Origin of the sequence: Geodermatophilus aquaeductus, from assembly GCF_900182545.1 — a bacterium.
Classification (GTDB): Bacteria; Actinomycetota; Actinomycetes; order Mycobacteriales; family Geodermatophilaceae; genus Geodermatophilus; species Geodermatophilus aquaeductus.
The window spans coordinates 57,882-80,804 of the sequence record NZ_FXTJ01000008.1 but is presented as its reverse complement, the minus strand read 5'-3'; the positions used below and the strand labels follow the sequence as shown (position 1 = coordinate 80,804).

The 22,923-nt window shown below is 73.5% G+C and carries 22 protein-coding genes; 9 read left to right on the top strand and 13 right to left on the bottom strand.

Annotated elements, in window-relative coordinates; all coding sequences use genetic code 11:
* Positions 1–15 precede the first annotated feature (15 nt).
* Both fabG and FN207_RS18550 read right to left on the bottom strand, forming a co-directional pair.
* Positions 16–831, bottom strand: a complete 816-nt coding sequence (gene fabG, locus FN207_RS18555; RefSeq protein WP_246066171.1) for a 3-oxoacyl-ACP reductase FabG — start codon at positions 829–831, stop codon at positions 16–18.
* 147 nt (positions 832–978) lie between these two features.
* Complete coding sequence (locus FN207_RS18550) at positions 979–2,145, bottom strand: MFS transporter (protein ID WP_142459934.1); 1,167 nt, start codon at positions 2,143–2,145, stop codon at positions 979–981.
* Between the two features lie 177 nt (positions 2,146–2,322).
* On the opposite strand from FN207_RS18550, the gene FN207_RS18545 reads away from it, so the two are divergent.
* Positions 2,323–4,140: a glycoside hydrolase family 15 protein gene (locus tag FN207_RS18545; RefSeq protein WP_142459933.1), complete on the top strand. Its 1,818-nt coding sequence runs from the start codon at positions 2,323–2,325 to the stop codon at positions 4,138–4,140.
* Between the two features lie 106 nt (positions 4,141–4,246).
* Here the strand turns inward: FN207_RS18545 and FN207_RS18540 are convergent, their stop codons facing one another.
* The gene (locus FN207_RS18540; protein ID WP_142459932.1) at positions 4,247–4,519 is read right to left on the bottom strand and encodes a hypothetical protein; all 273 of its coding nucleotides are present in this window, start codon (positions 4,517–4,519) and stop codon (positions 4,247–4,249) included.
* 366 nt (positions 4,520–4,885) lie between these two features.
* Here FN207_RS18540 and FN207_RS18535 point away from each other — a divergent pair, with 366 nt between their 5' ends.
* From FN207_RS18535 to FN207_RS18515, 5 genes are all read left to right on the top strand, one after another.
* Positions 4,886–5,710, top strand: coding sequence for an alpha/beta fold hydrolase (locus FN207_RS18535; RefSeq protein ID WP_142459931.1), 825 nt, complete (start codon positions 4,886–4,888; stop codon positions 5,708–5,710).
* Positions 5,711–5,793: 83 nt separating this feature from the next.
* Entirely contained in the window at positions 5,794–6,309 is a 516-nt protein-coding gene (gene msrA / locus FN207_RS18530; RefSeq protein WP_110907357.1) for a peptide-methionine (S)-S-oxide reductase MsrA, read from the top strand.
* Positions 6,310–6,569: 260 nt separating this feature from the next.
* Positions 6,570–7,373: a type 1 glutamine amidotransferase domain-containing protein gene (locus FN207_RS18525; RefSeq protein ID WP_142459930.1), complete on the top strand. Its 804-nt coding sequence runs from the start codon at positions 6,570–6,572 to the stop codon at positions 7,371–7,373.
* 214 nt (positions 7,374–7,587) lie between these two features.
* Positions 7,588–9,207 carry an acyl-CoA synthetase gene (locus tag FN207_RS18520; protein WP_142459929.1) on the top strand — a complete coding sequence of 540 codons (1,620 nt, stop codon included), beginning with the start codon at positions 7,588–7,590 and terminating at the stop codon, positions 9,205–9,207.
* Between the two features lie 74 nt (positions 9,208–9,281).
* Entirely contained in the window at positions 9,282–9,437 is a 156-nt protein-coding gene (locus tag FN207_RS18515; RefSeq protein ID WP_142459928.1) for a Zn-dependent oxidoreductase, read from the top strand.
* 51 nt (positions 9,438–9,488) lie between these two features.
* On the opposite strand, the gene FN207_RS18510 is transcribed toward FN207_RS18515, so the two are convergent.
* Together FN207_RS18510 and FN207_RS18505 are read right to left on the bottom strand one after the other, a co-directional pair.
* Entirely contained in the window at positions 9,489–9,851 is a 363-nt protein-coding gene (locus tag FN207_RS18510) for a hypothetical protein (RefSeq protein ID WP_142459927.1), read from the bottom strand.
* Positions 9,848–10,987 (bottom strand): TRAFAC clade GTPase domain-containing protein, encoded by a 1,140-nt coding sequence (locus FN207_RS18505; RefSeq protein ID WP_142459926.1) that lies wholly within the window; start codon positions 10,985–10,987, stop codon positions 9,848–9,850. Before FN207_RS18505 ends, FN207_RS18510 begins: the two co-directional genes overlap by 4 nt.
* Positions 10,988–11,102: 115 nt before the next feature.
* Between FN207_RS18505 and FN207_RS18500 the strand changes: the two genes are divergently transcribed.
* The 3 genes from FN207_RS18500 to FN207_RS18490 all read left to right on the top strand — a co-directional run bounded on the left by FN207_RS18500 (position 11,103) and on the right by FN207_RS18490 (position 14,391).
* Positions 11,103–12,074, top strand: a complete 972-nt coding sequence (locus tag FN207_RS18500; RefSeq protein ID WP_142459925.1) for a quinone oxidoreductase family protein — start codon at positions 11,103–11,105, stop codon at positions 12,072–12,074.
* Between the two features lie 185 nt (positions 12,075–12,259).
* Positions 12,260–12,913 carry a hypothetical protein gene (locus FN207_RS18495; protein ID WP_142459924.1) on the top strand — a complete coding sequence of 218 codons (654 nt, stop codon included), beginning with the start codon at positions 12,260–12,262 and terminating at the stop codon, positions 12,911–12,913.
* Positions 12,910–14,391 (top strand): glycosyltransferase family 2 protein, encoded by a 1,482-nt coding sequence (locus FN207_RS18490; RefSeq protein ID WP_142459923.1) that lies wholly within the window; start codon positions 12,910–12,912, stop codon positions 14,389–14,391. Before FN207_RS18495 ends, FN207_RS18490 begins: the two co-directional genes overlap by 4 nt.
* A 98-nt stretch (positions 14,392–14,489) precedes the next feature.
* Here the strand turns inward: FN207_RS18490 and FN207_RS18485 are convergent, their stop codons facing one another.
* From FN207_RS18485 to FN207_RS18450, 8 genes are all read right to left on the bottom strand, one after another.
* The gene (locus tag FN207_RS18485; RefSeq protein ID WP_142459922.1) at positions 14,490–15,449 is read right to left on the bottom strand and encodes a VWA domain-containing protein; all 960 of its coding nucleotides are present in this window, start codon (positions 15,447–15,449) and stop codon (positions 14,490–14,492) included.
* Between the two features lie 31 nt (positions 15,450–15,480).
* A complete protein-coding gene (locus FN207_RS18480) occupies positions 15,481–16,536 on the bottom strand; it encodes a DUF58 domain-containing protein (protein ID WP_246066170.1) in 1,056 nt (351 codons plus the stop codon).
* A complete protein-coding gene (locus FN207_RS18475) occupies positions 16,533–17,915 on the bottom strand; it encodes an AAA family ATPase (RefSeq protein ID WP_246066169.1) in 1,383 nt (460 codons plus the stop codon). The genes FN207_RS18480 and FN207_RS18475 overlap by 4 nt, the downstream gene beginning before the upstream one ends.
* A 312-nt stretch (positions 17,916–18,227) precedes the next feature.
* A complete protein-coding gene (locus tag FN207_RS18470) occupies positions 18,228–19,619 on the bottom strand; it encodes a C40 family peptidase (protein WP_246066168.1) in 1,392 nt (463 codons plus the stop codon).
* Between the two features lie 145 nt (positions 19,620–19,764).
* A complete protein-coding gene (locus FN207_RS18465; protein WP_142459921.1) occupies positions 19,765–21,303 on the bottom strand; it encodes an AMP-binding protein in 1,539 nt (512 codons plus the stop codon).
* A gap of 64 nt (positions 21,304–21,367) precedes the next feature.
* On the bottom strand, positions 21,368–21,796 hold the full coding sequence (locus tag FN207_RS18460) for a DUF1772 domain-containing protein (protein WP_142459920.1): 429 nt from the start codon (positions 21,794–21,796) through the stop codon (positions 21,368–21,370).
* Entirely contained in the window at positions 21,793–22,119 is a 327-nt protein-coding gene (locus FN207_RS18455) for a hypothetical protein (RefSeq protein ID WP_142459919.1), read from the bottom strand. Before FN207_RS18455 ends, FN207_RS18460 begins: the two co-directional genes overlap by 4 nt.
* Positions 22,116–22,874: an SIR2 family NAD-dependent protein deacylase gene (locus FN207_RS18450; protein ID WP_142459918.1), complete on the bottom strand. Its 759-nt coding sequence runs from the start codon at positions 22,872–22,874 to the stop codon at positions 22,116–22,118. The genes FN207_RS18455 and FN207_RS18450 overlap by 4 nt, the downstream gene beginning before the upstream one ends.
* Positions 22,875–22,923 lie beyond the last annotated feature (49 nt).

The window sequence follows — 22,923 nt, the reverse complement described above, 5'->3', positions numbered from 1 at the left end:
GCGGACGGGCGGCGCCTACATGTCCAGGCCGCCGTTGACCCCCCAGACCTGGCCCGTGATGTAGGACGACGCGTCGGCGGCGAGGAAGTGGACGACGCGCCCGATCTCCTCCGGCTCACCGAGCCGCCCGAGGGGGATCTTGGCCCGCAGACCGTCGAGCACCTTGGCCGGCACGGTGGCCAGCATCTCGGTGGCCACGTATCCCGGGGTCACGGCGTTGACGGTGATCCCGATCCCGTCGGTGTTGCCGGACCGCTGGACCTGCATGGCGGCCTCGCGGGCGAGGGTCTTGGTCAGACCGAACAGCCCGGACTTGGCGGAGGCGTAGTTGACCTGCCCGATGCCGCCGGTCTCGCCGATCACCGAGGACACCATGACGATGCGCCCGCTGCCCCGCTCGACCATGTGCCGGAGCGCGGCCTGGGAGAGGTAGAAGGCGCCGGACAGGTTGACGTCCAGGACGCGCCGCCAGTCCTCGTCGACCATCTTGAGCACGGTCTTGTCGGCGGTGATGCCCGCGTTGTTGACGAGGATGTCGAGCCGGCCGTGCCCCTCGATCACCTCGCCGACGGTGCGGCGGCAGTCGTCGGCGGACCCGATGTCACCGCGGTGCACCGTGGCGTGGCTGTCGGGGTACGTCGTGTTGACGTCCGCGCAGAAGGCGTCGGCCGCCTCCTGGTTGCCGCTGAAGCCGGCCGCGACCTCGGCGCCCTGGGAGGCGAGGCTGCGGCAGATCGCCGCACCGATCCCCCGGGTCCCGCCGGTCACGAAGGCGACCCGGCCGAGCAGCTTGTCGCCGGACCTGACCGTGCTCGTCTGGGTAGCTGTCACGGGTCCTCCTCGGGAGAGGGGCGCGAGCGCCTCACCCGAGGACGGGAGTCGGTGTCCATCCCATGACGCCGCCTGCTCCGGCATCGGGTACGGGGAAGCATCCTGCGGTCGGGGCGGCCGTGCAAACCGGGACGGCGCGCGCGGTGCTCACCGGCGCCCGACGGTGAGCACCGTCAGATAGCCGGCCAGCCCGAGGACGAGGCACCCGGCGATGGCCGGGACGTAGGAGCCGGTGGCGTCGACCGCCGCGCCGGCGAGCGGAGCGCCGACCGCCGAGCCGATGCCGGCGCTGGTGTAGAGCAGCCCCAGCAGCCCGCCGAGCCGGGTGGTGCCGAACCGCTCGGCGACGACGGCCGGCCCGAGGGCGACGAAGCCGCCGTAGCCGATCCCCAGCACGACGGCGAAGACGACGAGCACGCCGTACCCGCCGTCGAGGGCCCACAGGGCGAAGCTCGCGCCCATCGTGAGGAAGCACCAGCGGAAGGCGCGCAGCGCACCCGTCCGCGCCGCGACGACCCCGAGCACCAGCCGGCCGGCGGTGCTCGCGGCCCCGATCACCCCGACCAGCGCCGCGGCCGCGACCCGGTCGGCCCCGGCCTCCTCGGCGAACCCGGGCAGGTGCACGAACGGCACGAACAGCGCGACGGACAGCAGCCCCGACGCCAGGTACAGCCGCCGGTAGTCACGGTTGCGCACCGCCTCGCCCAGCGTCAGCGCCGCCGGTCCCGGCCGCACCGGCGGGCTGCGGACGACCAGCGCGCAGACCCCCAGCACCGCCGCCCCGGCCGCCCCGAGCAGGAGGTGGGTGTCCCGCCACCCGAACTCCTCGATCAGCGCGGCGGCCAGCGGCGCGACGATGAGTGTGCCCAGGCCGATCCCGGTCACCGCCACCCCGATCGCGAGCGTGCGCCGTCGCTCGAACCACCCGCCGACGACCGCCACCATCGGGACGTAGGCGCAGGCCACGCCGATGCCGACACCCAGGCCGTAGGTGACCAGCCCGATCCACAGCTCGCCGGCCTGCGAGGTGGCGGCCAGCCCGGCCCCGAGCGCGACGGCACCGACGAGCAGCACCCGCCGCGGGCCGTAGCGGTCCACCGCGACGCCGCTCAGGGCGCCGAGGCCGAAGTAGGTGAGCGAGGTCAGGGCGAAGAAGGCCGACGTCGCGCCGCGGCCGGCGCCGAACTCCTCCGCCATCGGCTCGAGGAAGGCCCCGAAGGAGTAGGCGATCCCGAACGAGGCGAACATCCCCGCGAACGCCGCGGCGACGACGCCCCAGCTCCTCGCCGAGTCGACCGACGCCGCGGGCCGCATGCCGGAGGACCTTACGAGGCCGCTCCCCGGGCACCGCGTCACCGGTTGTTGTCCGACCCGGCTCGGGAGGTGGACCGTGGGGTCGACCCGGGGGGGCCGGGGATGCGCCCCGGCGGCCCGGGGAGGTCACGGTGGTCATCGACCTGCAGGCCGCAGGCTGACGGTCGGGAGGACGGGATGGCGCTGCCGATCGAGGACTACGCCGTCATCGGTGACACGCAGAGCGCCGCGCTGGTCGGCAGGGACGGGTCGGTCGACTGGCTGTGCTTCCCCCGCTTCGACTCGGGCGCCGTGTTCGCCTCCCTCCTGGGCACCGAGGAGCACGGCCGCTGGCTGGTCGCCCCCCGGGAGGACGTGCGGGCGGTCCGGCGGCGCTACCGCGGCGACACCGTCGTCCTGGAGACCGAGTTCGACACCGACGACGGCAGCGTGCGGCTGATCGACTTCATGCCGCCGCGCGACGAGGCACCCGACCTGGTCCGCATCGTGGAGGGGCTCCGCGGCCGGGTGCGGATGCGCATGGAGCTGCGCGGTCGCTTCGACTACGGCCACGTCGTGCCCTGGGTGTACCGGGAGGACGGCGACCTGGTGGCCGTCGCCGGACCGGACGCCGCCTGGCTGCGCACCCCGGTGGCCACCGAGCACCGCGACGGCGCCGTCTCCGCCGACTTCAGCGTCGGGCCGGGTGACGTCGCCCCCTTCGTCCTCACCTGGCGGGCCTCGCACCTCCCCGCGCCGCGGCCGTTGGACCCGCAGGCGGAACTCACCGGCACCGAGGAGTACTGGCAGAGGTGGATGTCCCGGTGCCGGTACGACGGGGGATGGCGGGAGGCCGTGGTGCGGTCGCTGCTCACCCTCAAGGTGCTGACCTACGCGCCGACCGGGGGCATCGTCGCCGCGGTCACCACCTCGCTGCCCGAGCAGCTCGGCGGCGTGCGGAACTGGGACTACCGCTTCTGCTGGCTGCGCGACGCCACCATCACCCTGCAGGCGCTGCTCTACTCGGGGTTCGACGAGGAGGCAGCCGCCTGGCGCACGTGGCTGCTCCGCGCCATCGCCGGCGATCCGGCCCAGATGCAGATCATGTACGGGGTGGCCGGTGAGCGTCGGCTCGAGGAGTCCACCGCCGACTGGCTCCCCCGATACGAGGGCAACCCCGTCCGGATCGGCAACGCCGCCGCCGACCAGTTCCAGCTCGACGTCTACGGCGAGGTCATGGACGCCCTGCACCAGGCCCGGCTCGCCGGGCTGAAGGCGCACGACCCGTCCTGGGCGCTGCAGGCGGAGCTGATGGGCTTCGTCGAGTCCCACTGGCGTGATCCGGACGAGGGGATCTGGGAGGTCCGCGGCGGCCCGCACCAGTTCACCCACTCCAAACTCATGGCCTGGGTCGCGGCGGACCGCGCGGTCAAGGCCGTCGAGCGGTTCGGGCTGCCCGGGCCGGCGGCCCGCTGGCGGGCGCTGCGGGAGGACGTCCGCCGGGACATCCTCACCCGCGGCTACGACGCCGACCGCCGCACGTTCACCCAGTACTACGGGTCCCGCGAGCTGGACGCCGCGCTGCTGATGGTGCCGCTGGTGGGGTTCCTGCCCGCGGACGACCCGCGGGTCCGCGGCACCGTGGCCGCGGTGGAACGGGAACTGCTCCAGGACGAGTTCGTGCAGCGGTACACGCAGGTGCCCGGCGAGAGCATCGACGGCCTGCCGGCGGGCGAGGGCGCCTTCCTCGCCTGCACCTTCTGGCTCGCCGACAACTACGCCCTGCAGGGCCGGCACGACGAGGCGCGGGAGGTCTTCGAGCGGCTGCTGGCCCTGCGCAACGACGTCGGCCTGCTCTCCGAGGAGTACGACCCGAAGGCGCACCGTCTGGTCGGCAACTTCCCGCAGGCCTTCAGCCACGTGCCGCTCATCGACACCGCGCGGACCCTCTCCCGCGCGACCACCAGCGGCACCGAGGAGCGGCAGCAGGAGGGACTCGACTGCCCCCGCCCGTGACGGTGCCGCCCGTGACGGTGCAGCCCGTGACGGTGCAGCCCGTGACGGTGCAGCCCGTGACGGTGCCGCCGGCGGCACGCCCGGACGACCTCACCGCCCCGTCCGGTCAGCAGTTGCGCGGGATGACCAGGTGGTCCGGACCGCCGTCCTCGCCCCAGCGCAGCCACCCCCGCAGGCCCGGCGGGACCGCTGCGGTGCTCGCGGCCGGGTGCTCCCCCCGCGCCGTCCGGTGACCGGCGCCGGCCGCGGCGTTCCTGCCGTCCTCGCAGCGCGTGTGGGTCAGGTAGTGCTGGACGGGCGCGACGTCGGCGATCCGCCGGCGGGCGGCGACGTCGTGACGTGCCTCCCACTCGCACGCGAGCTTCTCCGCGACCGACATCTGCGGCGGGTCGGCGGGTACCCGCCGAGGACGCTCTGCCTGCGTGCGCGGTTCCTGTGCCGGCTTCGGCCCTGGACCTGACATGGGCACGGTCTCCCTCGTGGACACGTCCCCCCGCACCCCGATCGTCCTCCCGGGAGACGACCGGCGCCAGGGACGACCGCGTCCCGGGTCGTTCGGCGGCCGACTCCGGGGGTTGTGCTCCCGTGGGTGGGCGCACGAGTCTGTGTCGGCCGGGCCGGGGACCACTCCCCCGAGTTCACCCGACCGTCCGCCCGCAGCCGCCCGCCGACCACCCGCTCCGGCTGGGATGGGGGCGCTGTCGCAGCCGACGCACCGCCATCGCGAGACCGACGGAGGCACTCCATGGGCACCATCACGACCGACGACGGCACCGAGATCTTCTACAAGGACTGGGGCACCGGTCAGCCGATCGTCTTCAGCCACGGCTGGCCGCTGTCGGCCGACGACTGGGACGCCCAGATGATGTTCTTCCTGGCCCAGGGCTACCGGGTCATCGCGCACGACCGGCGGGGGCACGGACGCTCGACCCAGACCGGCGACGGGCACGACATGGACCACTACGCCGACGACCTGGCCGCGCTGACGGCGCACCTCGACCTGCACGACGCCGTGCACGTCGGCCACTCGACCGGCGGGGGCGAGGTCGCCCACTACCTCGGCCGGCACGGTGAGGACCGCGTCGCCAAGGCCGTGCTCATCAGCGCGGTGCCGCCGCTCATGGTGCAGACCGACGCCAACCCCGGCGGCGTGCCCAGGAGCGTGTTCGACGACATCCAGACCCAGGTCGCGACCAACCGGACGCGGTTCTACCGCGACCTGCCGTCGGGGCCGTTCTACGGGTTCAACCGGCCGGGTGCCGAGCCCTCCGAGGCGATCATCGCCAACTGGTGGCGGCAGGGGATGATGGGCGGCGCGAAGGCCCACTACGACGGCGTCGTCGCCTTCTCCCAGACCGACTTCACCGAGGACCTGCGGAAGATCACGGTGCCGGTCCTGGTGATGCACGGCGACGACGACCAGGTCGTGCCGTACGCGAACTCCGGGCCGAGGTCGGCGGAGCTCCTGCAGAACGGGACCCTGAAGACCTACGCCGGCTTCCCCCACGGCATGCCGACGACGGAGGCCGAGACCATCAACGCCGACCTGCTGGAGTTCATCCGCTCCTGACCCGGCCCCTGCGCGGAGCCGGTGGGAAGGCCTGCGCGGGTGGCGGTGTTCAGCCTCACGCTCGACACACAGAGAGGCCCACGATGACCACTGAGACCGCGATCCTCGCCGGCGGCTGCTTCTGGGGCGCGCAGGACCTGCTGCGCAAGCGCCCGGGGGTGCTCTCCAGCCGCGTCGGGTACTCCGGCGGCGACACCCCGAACGCCACCTACCGCAACCACGGGGACCACGCCGAGGCGGTCGAGATCGTCTTCGACCCCGACGTGATCTCGTTCCGAGAGCTCCTGGAGTTCTTCTTCCAGATCCACGACCCGTCGACGAAGGACCGGCAGGGCAACGACGTCGGCCGCAGCTACCGCTCGGCGATCTTCTACACGAGCGAGGAGCAGCGGCGCGTCGCTCTGGACACGATCGCCGACGTCGACGCCTCGGGTCTGTGGCCCGGCAAGGTCGTCACCGAGGTGCAGCCGGCCGGCCCCTTCTGGGAGGCGGAGGAGGAGCACCAGGACTACCTGCAGAAGATCCCGTTCGGCTACACCTGCCACTACGTGCGGCCGGACTGGGTGCTCCCGCGCCGGGAGGCGCAGACCGCCCGATGACGGGAGGTCACGCGCCGGCCCCGGGGCCGGCGCGTGACCGCCCTGCCGGCACCGTCGTCCCGTCCACCTCGAGGCGCCCCCCGTCACCGGCACGCCTCCCACGAGGGAGCGCCCAGGGACGTGTCCCGTCGTCGGGTGTGGGTACGCCGCTCACGCCGAGCAGCCGGCCAGTACGAGCAGCCCTGCGGCGCGCTGACCGAGGGTCCCGCTGCCAGGGAGAGCTCCGGCGCCGCTGCGCCATCGAGCGACAGGGGGACGACATGCCCACCAGACGCCGACTCAAGGGCCGCAGGATCGCCGTCCTCGCGGCCGACGGCTTCGAGAAGGTCGAGCTGGTCGTTCCGCTGCGGGCCCTGAAGGCGGCCGGCGCCGAGGTCGACGTCGTCTCCCTGCGGCGCGGACGGATCCGCGGGGTGAACCTGCACATGCCGGCCAGCCGGGTCCGCGTGGACAGGACGATCGACGACGCCGCTCCCGCCGACTACGACGGCCTGCTGGTGCCCGGTGGGTTCATCAACCCCGACCTGCTCCGGCAGTCCGCCCCGGCACGGGAGTTCGTCCGCGGGTTCGCCGACCGTGGCAAGCCCATCGCGACCCTCTGTCACGGACCGTGGGTACTCGCCTCGGCGGGACTGTTGGACGGACGGACCCTGACCTCCTGGCCCGGGATCCGCGACGACCTGGTGAACGCGGGTGCGACCTGGCTCGACGAGGACCTCGTCCGGGACGGGAACCTCACCACGAGCAGGGGGCCCCAGGACATGGCCGCCTTCGTCCGCGGGATGCTCGACACGTTCGCGGAGACGTCGCCGGAGCCGGCGACGTCGGCACCGCGTCGGACGTCCGATCGGCAGCCCGACGCACCGGTCGGCTGGGCCATCTCCGCGCTGCGGTGGTCGCCGAAGCCGTCAGCCGTCGCCGCGGTGGGCATCGGCCTGGCCGCTGGCGCCCAGCGCGCCCTGCGGAGCCCGGCTGCGCAGAGCTCGGGGACCCGGGCGGCCGATCGTGCCGGAGCCCGGGGGCGCCGCCTCTTCCGCGGCGGGGGCCTGAAGGCCGTCTCGTAGGTCGATGAGCCGCCGGTAGCGAGGTCCTCGACGTCGTCGACACCCACCAGTCCCTGTCCTGAGCCTCATCTGGGGCCTCGGCTCCGTCGTCGCCGGGCTCGTCGCGGACCGCCACGGCTTGCGGCAGCATCCTGCAGGCGAGCTGCCCACCGGCTGCTCCCCCCGGGAACGCCCCTGGGCGCCGTGGGCGCCCCGCCGAGAAGAGGTCCCCGACATGGAAGCGACGTTCAGCCACGGCACCGGCATGTCGATCGCTCGGGCCCGGCAGCACGCGATCGGCGACCTGCTGCACCGCAGCGCCCGCCGCTACCCGGACAAGCTGGCGGTGGTCGCCGGCGACCTGCGGATCACCTACGCCGAGTTCGACGCCGCTGTGAACCGGTGCGCCCACGCCCTCTCCGCGCGCGGACTGGAGAAGGGCGACCGGCTGGCGCTGCTGTCGCACAACTGCTGGCAGTTCGCCGTGCTCGCGTTCGCCACCGCCAAGCTCGGCATCGTCCTCGTGCCGGTCAACTTCATGCTGGGGCCCGACGAGATCGCGTACGTCCTCCGGCACTCAGGGGCCCGCGGGATCGTCAGCGAGGACGCCCTGGCCCCCACCGCAGAGAAGGCCCTGGCCGCAGCCGGGATCGACGACGGCACCAGAGGCTGGATCGCACTCTCCGGCGCGTCCCCCGCCGCGGGCTGGGAGGACGTCGACGACTGGTGGCGCGAGGGCGACCCCTCGGTGCCGGACGTCCTCGTCGCGGACGACGACCCCCTCCGGCTCATGTACACGTCGGGGACCGAGTCCCGCCCCAAGGGCGTGATGCTCTCCAGCCGATCGCTGATCACCCAGTACGTCAGCTGCATCGTCGACGGTGGGATGAGCAGCGATGACATCGAAGTCCACGCGCTGCCGATGTACCACTGCGCGCAACTGGACTGCTTCTTCTCCGTCGACGTCTACCTCGGCGCGACCAGCGTCATCCTGCCCGGACCCGATCCGGCCACCCTGCTCGCGACCATCGCGCGGGAGGGCGTCACCAAGCTCTTCTGCCCGCCGACGGTGTGGATCTCCCTGCTGCGCCACCCGGACTTCGACACGACGGACCTGTCCAGTCTGCGCAAGGGGTACTACGGCGCCTCGCCGATGCCGGTCGAGGTGCTGCGCGAGCTGCAGCGCCGGCTCCCGGACGTCCAGCTGTGGAACTTCTACGGTCAGACGGAGATGGCCCCGCTGGCCACGATCCTGCGTCCTCACGAGCAGGTGCAGCGGGCGGGGTCGGCCGGTCGGGCCGCGCTCGACGTCGAGACCCAGCTCGTCGACGACGAGGGACGTCCCGTCGCCCCCGGCGAGATCGGGGAGATCGTGCACCGCAGCCCGCATGCGGCGCTGGGGTACTACGCCGACGAGGAGAAGACGGCCGAGGCCTTCCGAGGCGGCTGGTTCCACTCCGGCGACCTCGGTGTCATGACCGCGGACGGCTACCTCTCGGTCGTCGACCGCAAGAAGGACATGATCAAGACCGGCGGGGAGAACGTCGCCAGCCGGGAGGTCGAGGAGGCCATCTACGAACTCGACGGCGTCGCCGAGGTGGCGGTCTTCGGGATCACGCACCCCTACTGGGTGGAGGCCGTCACCGCGGTCGTCGTCCCGAAGCCAGGGGCAACGTTGACCAGCGACGACGTCCAGACGCACGCTCGGGAACGACTCGCCCCGTACAAGCGCCCCAAGTACGTCGTCCTCGCCGGCGGCCTGCCGAAGAACCCGAGCGGCAAGATCCTCAAGCGGCAGCTCCGCGACGAGCACGCCGCGTTGGCGCAGGAGGATGCCCGGGCGGGAGAGGGATGACGGGAACCGATCTCGACGAGGAAGGCCTCCGGAGCGTGCGTGGCGCGCGTCCACCCCTGCCCTAGCCTCGGCCCATGCGTGCCGTGCAGATCACCCGCTTCGGCGGCCCCGAGGTCCTCGACGTCGTCGACCTCCCCGACCCCGTCCCCGGCGACGGCCAGCAGCTCTACGAGGTGAGCGCCGCAGGAGTCAACTTCGCCGACACCCACCACGGGTTGTCCGGCAGATGACCTGACTGCGAGCGAGGGCACTTGCGCCAGTCCGTCACACCCTGGGCTGCGTCATCGGCTCACGGAGGGTGGCGCAGGCAGCTCCCAGAGCCGGGCGAATTCGTCGGCGACCAGGGGCCATATCCGCTGCCGCCCAACTTCCACCGAGTCGACGTCGCCGACCAGAGCATCGAAGACGACGAAGTCGTGCGGGATCACCCTTCCGGCCCGGTCTCGTCGACCCTCCGGGTCCGGGAAGCGCAATGCCACCATCTCGGGCTGCGACCCTGCTCCGCCCACGCGGCGACAGGTCTCCGGCGCGTCCTCGACACCCGAGAAGGCGGTGTCGTAGAACACGAGCGGATCCCCGGAGGTGTCGTTCCTGAGGAACCGGAAACCCCAGTTCCGGCCGCGCGTCGCCCAGATGAGGCTCACCGGAGGCTCCGGAGCAGGACCCGCTCCTCTTCGCCCCTGTCCAGATCCATCCCGAAGCGCGTCAACGTGGCGCGCAGGTGATCCTTCTTTGCCAAGGCATCAGTGTTGACCTCCCTGAGCTTGTCCCCGTTCAGTCCGGCCGCTTCGGCCATGCTGGGTCCGACGATGTTGAGCAGCTGCCCCACGACGCCGAGGAACTTGCTCCTGGTCCCCACCAACACGGTGGCCAGAGGCTCAGCGCCACGCAGCAGCATCTCGACCACCTTTCCCTGCAGCTCCTTGGTCTGGGCCCAGTGGACGTGGCGCTCGAAGGGCAGCATGGCGGCCAAGGGAAGGATCATGTCGACACCGATGCGCTCGCTGACCTCGATCCGGTCCGCGCCGAACTTCGCTGATGAGAGCAGCACGAAGTCCTCACCGACGGACAGCGCGTCCCCGGCCTCCACCAGCCCAGCCAGCACCTGGCGCAGTGCGTCCAGGTCGTCGGCTGCCTTCTCGATGAGCAGATCCCGGAACGCGAACACGTCCAGGTCTGGCAGCAGATCGGACTTCGACAGCCCCAGCACCCAGATGCGTGGGAACTCGACGAGGGGTTTCCCGTCTTCGAGCAGGTCGTCCTTGAGCGACAGCAAGCCGTTCAGGAAGTTGGCGAACAGCGACTTCAGGTACCGCTCCTCCTGCCCGGCGTTGTCCAGCAACCGCTGGGCGTCCACCAGCAGGAGCGCCACATCCGAGCCCAGCAGGGACCTGAACGTGTCGACGCGGCGTTGTTCCTCCTCCGGCCCGCTCACGTCGTGCTCGAACCACTCCCCGGGGTAGTCGTGCCAGACGAGGCGCAGGGCGTCGAACGGCTTGTCCTTGGTGCTGGAGTTGTCCTTCAGCTTGATCGAGAAGGAGTAGGACGTCCCGGCGAATCGGGTTGCCGAGGGCAACTGCGCTGAGTTCTTCATGCCGAGGTAATTGCGGTGCAGCCGAGCGCCTTGGCCGATGTTGTCCGCCACGACATGGACGAGGCTCTGCTTCCGGTACTGGGGTTCCTGCGTCGCTCCGTAGAACGAAGAGAGCAGAACCGTCTTGCCGCTCCCGCCTTCGCCGAACACTGCGATGTGCTGCTCCAGGGCTCTGCTCACGTCCATGCGCGGAGCGTAAAGACCAGAACGGGCGAGTACCGGCGCTCAGGGGACACCGCGTGTCTGAGCGAGCCCACCAACGCGACGCGTGCGCTCGTCGACCGGGCCATAGTGTCGAGACATGCGTGCCGTGCAGATCACCCGCTTCGGCGGCCCCGAGGTCCTCGACGTCGTCGACCTCCCCGACCCCGTCCCCGGCGACGGCCAGCAGCTCTACGAGGTGAGTGCCGCAGGGGTCAACTTCGCCGACACCCACCAGACCGAGGACAGCTACCTCGCGCCGCAGCAGCTGCCGCTGATCCCGGGCGCGGAGTTCGTCGGCCGCCCGGTCGGCGGCGGCGAGCGCGTGGTCGGCCTGGTCGAGGGCGGCGGCTACGCAGAGAAGGTGGCCGCCAACCCGCGGCTGACCTGGCCGGTGCCCGACGCCGTCACCGACGAGCAGGCCCTCGCCGTCGTCCTGCAGGGCGCCACCGCCTGGCACCTGCTGCGCACCAGCGCGCACCTGGCCGCCGGCGAGTCCGTCGTCGTCATCGCCGGCGCCGGCGGGGTCGGCTCGCTGGCCGTCCAGCTCGCCAAGCGCTGGGGCGCCGGGCGGGTCATCGCCACCGCCTCCAGCCCCGAGAAGCGGGCGCTGACCGAGGAGCTCGGCGCCGACGCCTCCGTCGACCCCGCCCTCGCCGACGACGACCCCAAGACGTTCGCCGCCGCGCTGCGCGAGGCCAACGGCGGCAAGCGCGTCGACATCGTCCTGGAGATGACCGGCGGCAACGTCTTCGACGGGTCGTTCTCCGCGCTGGCGCCCTTCGGTCGGCTGGTGGCCTACGGCATGGCCGGCCGGCGGCCGCCGAAGCCGGTGCAGGCGCCGGCGCTGATGGGCACCAGCCGTGCCGTCATCGGCTTCTGGCTGGCCCACTGCATGAGCCGCCCGTCGATGATGGACGACGCCATGACCGAGCTGCTCCCGCTCGTCGCCGAGGGCGCGCTCAAGCCGGTCGGCGGCGGCCGCTACCCGCTGACCGCCGTCCGCGAGGCCCACCAGGACATCCTGTCCCGCCGCACCAGCGGCAAGCTGGTCCTCGACCCCACGCGCTGACCGGTCTCACGCACGGTCACCGCCCGGAGGGGGCGCCCCTCCGGGCGGTGGCACCGCTCCCCCGGAGGGGTCACGACCTCTGTCACTCCCCCCGGCCCCGCTCCTAGCGTCGTCGACGACCACTGCTGGGGGTGTGCAACGGCGCCCGGTCCCCGGCGATCACCCGATCGCTCCCTGGGGGCACCGTGCCGCGACCCACACCCCGATCCCGTGCGGCCGCGTTCGCGGTCGGCGCGGCGCTGCTCGCCGGCCTGACCGGCTGTGAGTGGCCCGACGTCAGCATGAGCCCGGGCATCACCGCCGACGCCGCTGCCGAGGAGACCGCCGTTCCGGCGGCCGGAGCCGCCGACGAGACAGCCGCCGACGAGACAGCCGCCGCGGCGACGCCGACCGCGCCGGCCCGCCCGACCGGCGACCTCGACGCCGGATCGCTCACGCGCACGCTCCCGGCCGGCGACCGCACCGTCGTCATCGACTACTGGACGGCCGACGAGGCGACCACCTGGACCGCCACCGAGGACAAGACGATCCAGCTCGCCACGCACGTCGAGGGCGGCGACGCCGACACCGAGGTGCTGGTCACCCGCTTCGCGGCCACCACCGACGACGGCCAGAGCCGCACCCTCGCCGCCGAGGACCGCGGCGAGTTCGCGCTCATGCCGCCGTTCAGCTACACCACCGCGCTGAGCCTGCCGGGGACGGCGTCCACGGCGACCTCGCTCACCGTCTCGGTGCAGTTCGACCTGCTCGTCGAGACCGAGCCCGGCTCCGAGCGCTACTTCCGCCAGACCGTGCTCGACGCCCTCGAGCTGCCGCTCCTGCAGGAGGACCCCTCGTGACCCAGCTCGTCGTCCACGGCAACCGGCGCTCGACCGACCGCACGCACCTGCTGGCCCGCGGTGGCCAGCAGGTCCCCGACATCAGCTCGCTCGTGCCGGCCGAGTTCGGCGGCACGGAGGCGCACGAGCAGCAGCGGCACGCCACCATCAGCTGCGTCATCCCGGCCTACAACGAGGAGTCGACGATCGCCGACGTCCTCGTCTCGCTGCTGTCGCAGACCCGCCCGCCGGACGTCGTCCACGTGGTCATCAACAACACCGACGACGACACCCCGGAGATCGCCGGCCAGTTCGTCGGCGAGCACACCCGCGTCGTCAAGGGCGAGACCTACCGCACCGTCGTGCACGTCCACGACATCGGCGAGAACCCGGACAAGAAGGTCGGCGCGCTCAACTACGGCTACTTCGTCAGCCGCGGCCACGACTACATCCTGGGCGTCGACGGTGACACCACCCTCGACCGGCGCTGCGTCGAGTGGCTGGAGAAGGAGATGGTCACCGACCCCCGCATCGGCGGGCTCTCGGCGATCTACACCTTCGACAAGTCGAAGGTGCACGGCGCCATGGCGAGGTTCCTCGTCGCCGGCCAGCGCGCCCAGTTCGCAGGCTTCAACATGGACAACCTGGTCCGCGGGCGGAACATGGCCGTCCTCGGCGGCCAGTGCAGCCTGTTCAGCGTCCGCGCACTGGAGTCGGTCATGTACCGCCACCACCAGTCCGCGCCGTGGGTGCGCGACTCGGAGGTCGAGGACTCCAAGCTCTCCCTGCAGATCAAGGACGCGGGCTTCAGCACGAAGATCAGCGCGCGGGCGCGGGCCTTCGTCGGCCCCATGACCACGCTCCGGGCGCTGCACGGCCAGCAGGTGAAGTGGAACTTCGGCGGCATCGACCTGCTGTGGCCCGGCCAGCGCGGCGACAGCAAGGGCCAGCCGCTGCACCCGAACCTGCGGCTGCGCTGGTACGAGAACATCTCGATGGTCTTCAACATCGGCGCCCGCATGGGCTTCCTGCTGCTGCTGGCCGCGGCGCTGTCGATCGACGCGTTCGTGTTCAACCCGATCTGGCTCATCCCGCCCGCGGTGGCCACGCTGCTCAACCTGCGGATCGCGCTGTCCATGCACGACAAGAGCGCGGTGGACATCTTCTACGCGGTGCTGGTGGCCCCGGCCGAGCTCTACATGTGGGTCCGGATGGGCCACTTCGTGACCGCGTGGGTGCAGTTCTTCGCCCGGGTGGAGAAGGACAACTGGGCGGCTCAGGCCGCAGCCGAGCGCGGCCGGGGTTCGGCCTACGTGATGCCCGCGGTGTGCGCGGCGGCGACCTTCCTCGTCCTGATCTTCGCCTGGAGCCAGCAGAGCATCGGCGTCCAGTCGGCCATCCTGTCGATCGGCTGGCCCGTGCTCTACCTGCTGACCGTGCTCCAGACGATCTTCATGCTGAAGAAGCTGGTGCGCCGCCAGCGAGGCTTCACGGTCTGACGGGGCCACGACCACCTCGGCTCCAGCGGTGCCTCCCCGTGCGGGAGACGCTGCTGGAGCCGAGGTGATCACGCCGCACGTCGGCCCCGCCCGGTCGCTCAGAACAGGCGCTGCAGCCGCCAGGCGGCGAGCCCGAGGCCCAGCGCGAGCAGCAGCGTGGCCACCCGCACGAACCAGTACGAGACGTCCTGCGGCTCGGTCGTGTAGCCGATCTGGCTGCCCAGGTCGTCGTAGACGGCCTCGAGCTCGGCGCGGGTGCGGGCCTCGTTGTACTGGCCGCCGGTCTCGTCGGCGATCGCCCGCAGCGCGTCGCGGTCGATCGGCACCGGCGTCACCTCGCCGCCGATCTCGATCGAGCCGTAGTCGGTGCCGAACGCGATGGTCGACACCGGCACCTGCGCCGCCTGCGCCGCGGCGATCGCCTGCGTGTTCTCCCGGCCGACGGTGTTGTAGCCGTCGGAGAGCAGCAGGATCCGCGCCGGCGGCAGCGCCTCGTCCTCGCCGACGTCGAGCGTGGACTGGAACGTGGAGATGGTGGTCAGCGAGGTGAAGATCGCCTCGCCGATCGCCGTCGCCTCCGACAACTCGAGGTTCTGGATCGCGCCGCGCACCTGCTCGCGGTCGGTGGTCGGGGCCACCAGCGTCGAGGCGGTGCCCGAGAACGACACCAGCCCCAGGTTGATCCGCTCCGGGAGGATGTCGACGAAGTCGCTGGCGGCGTCCTTCATCGCCTCGAACCGGCTGGGCTCGATGTCCTCGGCCTGCATCGACAGCGAGACGTCGAGTGCCAGGACGACGGTCGCGGTCTCCCGCGGCACCCGCACCTCGGTGCTCGGCTGGGCCAGCGACAGCACCAGCCCCAGCAGGGCGGCCAGCGTCAGGCCGAACGCCAGGTGCCGCACCCAGCCGGCCCGCTTGGGCAGCAGGCTCTGCGCCAGCCCGGTCTGGGAGAACCGCGCCGCGTACACCCGGCGGCGCAGCTGGCGGACCACGTAGAGCACCGCCAGCGCGACGACGGGGACGATCGCGATCAGCCACAGCGGTGACTGGAAACTCACGGGCGGGCCTCTCTCGTACTGCGGGGGGTGCTCACCGGGACGCCCCGCCGCTGCCGGCGCGCCGGCGGTCGGCGACGAAGCGCACGACGTCCATCACCCAGTCACGGTCGGTGCGCAGCTGCAGGTGCCCGGCCCCGGCGCGGCGCAGCCCGGCGGCGATCGCCCGCCGCTGCTCGGCCGCGGCCTCGGCGAAGCGGGCGCGGAAGCGGGGGTCGCCGGTGGGCACCTCGAGGGTCTGCCCGGACTCCGGGTCGACGACGGTCAGCGGGCCGACGTCGGGCAGCTCCAGCTCCCGCGGGTCGACCACCTCGATGCCCAGCAGCTCGTGCCGGGTGCCCAGGCCGCGCAGCGGCCGCTCCCAGTCGAGGTCGCCGAGGAAGTCGGACACGACGACGACCAGCCCGCGGCGGCGCGGCGGGCGGCGCAGCGTCTCCAGGGCGGCGGCCAGGTCGCCGCGGCGCCCGGTGGCGGCACGCGGGGTGGCGACGACGGCCCGCAGCAGCCGGTCGGCGGCCAGCCGCCCGGCCTGCGCCGGGTAGCGGTCGATCCGCTCGCCGGTGGTGACGACGGCGCCGAGGCGGTTGCCGCCGCGCACGGTGAGGTGGCTGACCGCGGCCAGCCCGGCGATCGCGAGGTCGCGCTTGTCGCACAGGCCGGTGCCGAAGTCGAGGCTGGCCGACAGGTCGACCACCGCCCAGGTCTCCAGCTCGCGGTCGGCGATCGTCTCGCGGACGTGCGGCACCTGGGTGCGCGCGGTCACCGGCCAGTCCATGCGGCGGACGTCGTCGCCGGGGTGGTAGGTCCGTGAGTCCCCGGCCTCGCTGCCCGAGCCCGGCACCAGGCCGAGGTGGTCGCCCTGCAGCAGCCCGTCGAGCCGTCGGCGGACGGTGAGCTCGAGCCGCTGCAGCAGGACGTCGGCCGGCCCCTCGCCGAAGTGCGGCGGCGCGCCGTCGGGGTCCTCGGCCGGCACCGCTGCCGGCGCCGTGCCGGCCGGAGGGGCGAGCGTCGGGGTGGGAGCCGGGGTCGGCTCGTCCGCGGGCGGGGCGGGGTCCTCCCCCGCCCGCGCCCGGCCGCGCCGGAGTCTCACGCCTGCGGGTTCCCCGGGCCGTGCCCGTTGCCGCCGGGCTGCGGCTGGCCCGGGACCGGACCCTGCGGAGCCTGACCCTGCGGCGCCTGGCCGTTCGGCACCTGCCCCTGGGGGATCTGGCCCTGGGGGATCTGGCCCTGGGGGATCTGGCCCTGGGGGATCTGACCGTTGGGGACCTGGCCGTTGCCCGGCCGGCCGGCCTGCGGCTGCGGCACGGGCGGGAAGCCGGGGCCGTAGGGACCCTGCGGAGCGCCCTGCGGCGGGCCGAACTGCGGCGCCCCCGGCGGCGGGACCTGCGGGCCGCCGGGCGCGGCCGGGCCGAAGCCGCCGGAGCGCTGGCGCGGCGTGACCTGCGGCAGCGGCACGGTCTGCAGGATCCGCTTGACCACGTGGTCGGCGGGCACGCCGTCGGCCAGGGCGTCGTAGGAGAGCACCAGGCGGTGCCGGAGCACGTCGGTGGTGACGTCGAGGACGTCCTGCGGCAGCACGTAGTCGCGGCCGCGGACCAGCGCCAGCGCGCGCCCGGCCGAGATGAGGCCGAGCGAGGCGCGGGGGCTCGCGCCGTAGGACACCCACGAGGCGACGTCGTCCATGCCGTGCTCGCGCGGCTGCCGGGTGGCGACGACGAGCCGCACCACGTAGTCGACCAGCGCGTGGTGCACGAACACCTGCGAGGCGGTGCGCTGCATGCGGCGCAGGTCGTCGGGCCCGAGGATGGTCTCGGCCACCGGCGGGTTGGCGCCCATCCGGTAGATGATCTCGCGCTCCTCCTCCGGGCTCGGGTAGTCCACGAGCACCTTCATGAGGAAGCGGTCGCGCTGGGCCTCGGGCAGCGGGTAGACGCCCTCGGACTCGATCGGGTTCTGCGTGGCGAGCACGAGGAACGGGTCGGGCAGCGGGTGGGTGACGCCGCCGATGGAGACCTGCCGCTCGGCCATGACCTCCAGCAGCGCCGACTGGACCTTGGCCGGCGCGCGGTTGATCTCGTCGGTGAGGACGAAGTTGGCGAACACCGGGCCGAGCTCGGTGTCGAAGGCGTCCTGCCCGGCCTTGTAGATGCGGGTGCCGAGGATGTCGGCGGGCACGAGGTCGGGGGTGAACTGCAGGCGGGCGAACTTGCCGCCCACGACCCGGGCCAGCGTCTCGACCGCGAGGGTCTTCGCGACGCCCGGCACGCCCTCGAGCAGCACGTGGCCGCGGGCGAGCAGGGCGACCAGCATCCGCTCCACCAGCCGGTCCTGGCCGACGATGACCCGCTTGATCTCGAACAGTGCGCGTTCCAGCCGCGCGGCGTCCACCGAGGGCGGGACCGGTGCGCCGGCGCCCACGGCGCTGGCGCCGGCGGGCTTCTCGAGCGGGGTGCTGGCGGCGGTGGTCACAGGGCTCCCTGTCGTGCCGGTCCTCGGCCTCCGGCAGCGACACGGGAGGCCGGCGACGGGGCTCCTCGCCCGTCCCGTCCGCCAGTGTCCTACACGGAGCTGGCAGTCCGTTCCTCGTGCGCGCGGGCACGCCGGAGGCCCGCTGCGCCGTCCGGGCCGCGACGCGCCGGGCGACGCGCCGGAGTGCGCTCCACCCGCGGCACGCCCGGGCGAGCAACCCCTGCACCAGCGCGGGCGTGACTGCTAGCGTGGTCGGTGCGTCGGGCAGCTCCCCCCGTGGCTGCCCGACGCCCCAACTCTCCCCCGCTACCGCTACGCGGTCGGGCGCACGGCACCGAAGTAGTCGCTGCCGAACCACATGGTCGACACCCGGACGACGTCCCCGCTCTGCGGCGCCTGCACCACCTTGCCGTCGCCAAGGTACAGCGCGACGTGGTAGATCGACAGGTACGAGCTGCCCGAGCCCCAGAAGACCAGGTCGCCGGGGCGGAGGTCGGCCCGCGCGACGGTCTTGCCGCGGTTGAGGTACCACTGGTCGCGGCTGGTGCCGCCGATCCGGATGCCGGCGCGGGCGTAGGCGTACTCCATCAGCCCCGAGCAGTCGAAGCCGAAGACGCGGGTGTCCGGCGGGATGCCGTAGCCGGGGCCGTTGGCCCCGCCGCCGCCCCAGCTGTAGGGCAGGCCGCGCTGCGAGAGCGCCGCGTCGATGGCGGTCTGCACCGCCGAGGCCGACGGCGCGCCGGCCGTGGTGGTCGGCGGCGGGGTCGGGTTGCCGGAGGACCCGCCGGTCGACGACGTCGAGCCGCCCGAGGACGACGAGGACGACGACGACGGGGACGGGCTGGGCGCCGAGGTGCTGCGCGAGGGCGCGGCGGCGGTCGACGGGGCGGGCGCGGCCGGCCGGCTGGCGGCGGCGCGCGCGGCCGCCGCGGCCTGGGCGGCGGCGGCCTGCGCGGCGGCTTCCTCGGCGGCGTCCTGCTCGGCCTGCATGCCGGCGACCTGCTGGCCGGCGGCCTCGGCCTGCTCGGCGACGGCGTCGCGCTGCTCGGCGAGGGCGGCGGTCTGGGCGCGGGCGGAGGTCTCCTGGGCCTGGGCGTCGGCCAGCGCGACGGCGGACTGCTCCTGCAGGACCTCGGCCTCGGCGGAGGCGGCCTGCGCCTGCTCCTCGGCCTGCTCGGCCTGCACCTGCAGCGCGGTGAGCTCGTGGACGACGTCGACGCGGTGGGTGCCGGCGGCCTCGAGCAGCGCGGCGCGCTCGATCAGCTGGGCCGGGCCGTCCGCGGACAGCAGCGCCGTGGCGCCGGGCGCGGTGCTGCCCTGGATGTAGGTGGTGCGCGCGTAGCCGGCGACCTGCTCGACGCCCACGGCGACGTCGGCCTCGGCCTGCGCGGCGGCGGCGACGGCGGCGTCGGCGGCGGCCTGCGCGGCCTCGTAGGCGGCCTGGGTCTCCTCGTAGTCCTGCAGGGCGATCTGCGCGCCCTGGTGCGCCGCCGCGGCGGAGGCCTCGGCCTCGGCCAGCTGGGCGCTGAGCACGCCCACCTGGGCGGCGGCCGCGTCACGGGCGGCCTCGGCCGCGGCGATCTCGGCGTCGCTGGGGGCGGCCGAGGCGGTGCCCGGGGTGATCCCGAGGACCACCAGCCCGGCGATCGCCGTGCCGGCGGCGCGGACCGCCCAGTGATGTCGCGTGCGCGTACCCGTACCCACGTGCCGACCCCTCCCGGTGCGCCGGCGTCGAGGCCGGGGCGTGCTCTCCGGGCGCCCGTGCGAGCGCCACCCGGACCGGTTGTCGACCGGTCCGGGTGACCCGCGGAGGGGTGGCGGGGCCCGCCTCACCCCGAGGGGGGAGGCGTCAGTTCACCTGGCGGCCGCCGGTGCCGGACCAGAAGGACTCGCGCAGCTTGAACTTCTGGATCTTGCCGGTGGCGGTGCGGGCCAGCTCGTCGCGGAACTCGACCCGCTTGGGTGCCTTGTAGCCGGCCAGCCGCGACCGGCAGTGGGCGATGATCTCCTCCTCGGTGGCGGTCTCACCCTCGGTGAGCACCACGAGGGCGGTCACCAGCTCGCCCCACTTGTCGTCGGGGATGCCGATGACGGCGACCTCGGCGACGGCGGGGTGGCTGAACACGGCGTCCTCGACCTCGATCGAGGAGACGTTCTCGCCGCCGGTGATGATCACGTCCTTCTTGCGGTCGGAGATGGTCAGGTAGCCGCCGTCGTCGAGGCTGCCGCCGTCGCCGGTGTGGAACCAGCCGCCCTCGAGGGCCTCGGCCGAGGCGTCGGGGTTCTCCCAGTAGCCGGCCAGCACGGTGTTGCCCTGCGCGAGCACCTCGCCGCTCTCGCTCACCGCGATGCGGGTGCCCAGCGCCGGGACGCCGGCGCGGGAGAGCCGCTTGGCGCGCTCCTCCGGGTCGAGGTCGTCGTACTCGGCGCGCGGGCGGTTGATCGTCAGCAGCGGCGCGGTCTCGGTGAGGCCGTAGATCTGGTTGAACTCCCAGCCGAGCTCGGACTCGACGCGGGCGATGGTGCGCGAGGGCGGCGGCGCCCCGGCGACGACGATCCGCACCCGGTCGCGGCCGGGGACCTCGCCGTCCCAGTCGGCGGCGGCCTCGAGGACGGCGTTCCAGACCGCCGGCGCCCCGGACATCATCGTGACGCCGTGCTGCTCGACGCGGCGCAGGATCTCCGCGCCGTCGACCTTGCGCAGCACCACCTGGCGGGCACCGACCCCGGCCATCGTGTACGGCAGGCCCCAGCCGTTGCAGTGGAACATCGGCAGCGTGTGCAGGTAGACGTCGCGGTCGCTGACCTGCATGTGCATGCCGAAGGTGACCGCGTTGACCCAGAGGTTGCGGTGGGTCATCTGCACGCCCTTGGGCCGCGCCGTCGTCCCGCTGGTGTAGTTGATCGTGGCGGTGGCGTCCTCGTCGGGCTCGCTCCACGCCCGCGGCTCGGCGTCGAAGGCGAGCAGCTGCTCGTACTCCTCGCCGGTGGAGAACCGGTGCTCGGCCTGCACGCCCTTGAGCGAGGTCTCCAGCTCCGGGTCGACCAGCAGCACCCGCGCGCCGCAGTGCCCGACGATGTAGGAGACCTCCTCCGGGTTGAGCCGGAAGTTGACCGGCACCGCCACCCGCCCCGACGACGGGACGGCGAGCAGCACCTCCAGCAGCCGGGCGGCGTTGTGGCTGACGATGGCGATCCGCTCGCCCTCCCCCACCCCGAGCGCGTCGAGCCCCGCCTGCAGCGCGCGGCCGCGGCGGGCCACGTCGCGGTAGGTCACGTCGCCGAGCGACGGCGCCGGCTGGGCGGGCTCGTCGACGATGCCGACCCGGTCGGCGTAGACCAGCTCGGCGCGGTCGAGGAAGTCGCGGGTGGTCAAGGGCACGCGCATGCCGGGCTCCCGGTGGCAGGGCTGCCGGCGCCCCGGTCAGCCGCTCGACGTGGTCGGGGTCACGCTAGCCGCTGGCGAGCACCAGCCACGCGGCCGCGACCGTCCCGGCGCTCGCTGCCAGCGCGCGGACGGTGTCCACCCGCAGCAGCCGGGCGAACGTGCGGGCGTCGAACCCCTCCCCCAGCCGCCGGTGCAGCGGCACGGCCAGCAGGCCGGTGGCGCCGAGGACGACGGCCAGGCACACCGCGCCCGCGACCACCGGCGCCAGCGGGACCCCGTCGGGCCGGGCCGCCAGCAGCCACAGCATGGTGACGCCCTGCCCGGCGAACAGCGGGCCGACCACCGGGGTGATCCGCCGCTGGTGCGCCCGCTCGTAGGCGGGGAACGCCGCGGCCGGCACCAGGGCGAACTGCGGGTAGACGACGGCCCGCACCGTCCACTGGAAGCCGGCGTAGGCCGCCGTCAGCAGCAGGTGGACGACGAGAAGCGTCACGTCCGTGTCGTCGACGGCTTAGGCGGCTTGCCACGCCAGGCGAGGCTCCGCGCGTCCAGCTCGCGCAGCAGCGGGTCGCCCTCGGCCAGCACCCGCTCGGCGAGGGCGACCGCGCCGGCCAGCTGCTCGTCGGACAGCTGGGCGAAGGCCGGGGAGCGCCGGCGGTCGAGGACGTCGTACCAGCGCCCGCCGACGGCGTGGTCGAGCACGATCCGGCCGAAGCAGTGGTCGTTCGTGACCACCCAGCGGCCGGCGCGGGCCCGTTCCGGCAGCTCGTGCAGGACCAGCGCGCGGTAGCGGGCCTCCAGGTCGGCGCGGCTCACGCCGTCCCCAGCAACCGCGGCAGCGCCTCGGAGATCGGCTCCCGGACGACGAGGTCGGCCAGCCCGTCGTACGGGGTGGGCTCGGCGTTGACGATGACCACGCGGGCGCTGTGCGCGGCGGCGATCTCGACCAGTCCGGCCACCGGGTACACGACCAGCGAGGTGCCGACGGCGAGGAAGACGTCGCAGTCGGCGGCCGCCTCCGCCGCCGCGGCGAGGACCCGCTCGTCCAGCGCCTGGCCGAAGCTCACCGTGGCCGACTTGAGGATGCCGCCGCACACCAGGCACGCCGGGTCGTCCGCGCCGGCGTCGAGGCGGGCCAGGGCGCTGTCCATCGGCGTCCGGTCGCCGCAGGACAGGCACTCGACGGCGTGCACGGTGCCGTGCAGCTCGAGGACGCGCTCCGGCGCCGACCCCGCGGCCTGGTGCAGCCCGTCGACGTTCTGGGTCAGCAGCGCCAGCAGCCGGCCCTGCGCCTCCAGGTCGGCCAGGGCGCGGTGCCCGGCGTTGGGGTGCACGTCACCGGCCCGCATCCCGGCGCGCATCCGCCACGCCTTCCGCCGGATCGCGGGGTCGGCCACGTAGTAGGACAGGGTCACGAGCTTCTCGGCGTCGGGGTCGCGGGTCCACACGCCGTTCGGGCCGCGGTAGTCGGGAATGCCGCTGTCGGTGGAGACGCCGGCGCCGCTGAGGACGGTGACCCGCCGGGCGCCGGTGAGCCAGCCCGGGAGCGGGTCTGGAACGGCACCGGTCACGCGCTCCACCGTAGGCACGCCGCCCGAGGGCGGGCACGTCCGCGGAGAT

Bases quoted from the DNA above. Each gene is read 5' to 3' on its own strand.
- FN207_RS18550 (WP_142459934.1), bottom strand. From the start codon at position 2,145: ATGCGGCCCGCGGCGTCGGTCGACTCGGCGAGGAGCTGGGGCGTCGTC.
- FN207_RS18545 (WP_142459933.1), top strand. From the start codon at position 2,323: ATGGCGCTGCCGATCGAGGACTACGCCGTCATCGGTGACACGCAGAGC.
- FN207_RS18535 (WP_142459931.1), top strand. From the start codon at position 4,886: ATGGGCACCATCACGACCGACGACGGCACCGAGATCTTCTACAAGGAC.
- FN207_RS18465 (WP_142459921.1), bottom strand. From the start codon at position 21,303: ATGCGCGTGCCCTTGACCACCCGCGACTTCCTCGACCGCGCCGAGCTG.
- FN207_RS18525 (WP_142459930.1), top strand. From the start codon at position 6,570: ATGCCCACCAGACGCCGACTCAAGGGCCGCAGGATCGCCGTCCTCGCG.
- msrA (WP_110907357.1), top strand. From the start codon at position 5,794: ATGACCACTGAGACCGCGATCCTCGCCGGCGGCTGCTTCTGGGGCGCG.
- FN207_RS18520 (WP_142459929.1), top strand. From the start codon at position 7,588: ATGGAAGCGACGTTCAGCCACGGCACCGGCATGTCGATCGCTCGGGCC.
- FN207_RS18500 (WP_142459925.1), top strand. From the start codon at position 11,103: ATGCGTGCCGTGCAGATCACCCGCTTCGGCGGCCCCGAGGTCCTCGAC.
- FN207_RS18540 (WP_142459932.1), bottom strand. From the start codon at position 4,519: ATGTCGGTCGCGGAGAAGCTCGCGTGCGAGTGGGAGGCACGTCACGAC.
- FN207_RS18505 (WP_142459926.1), bottom strand. From the start codon at position 10,987: ATGGACGTGAGCAGAGCCCTGGAGCAGCACATCGCAGTGTTCGGCGAA.
- FN207_RS18515 (WP_142459928.1), top strand. From the start codon at position 9,282: ATGCGTGCCGTGCAGATCACCCGCTTCGGCGGCCCCGAGGTCCTCGAC.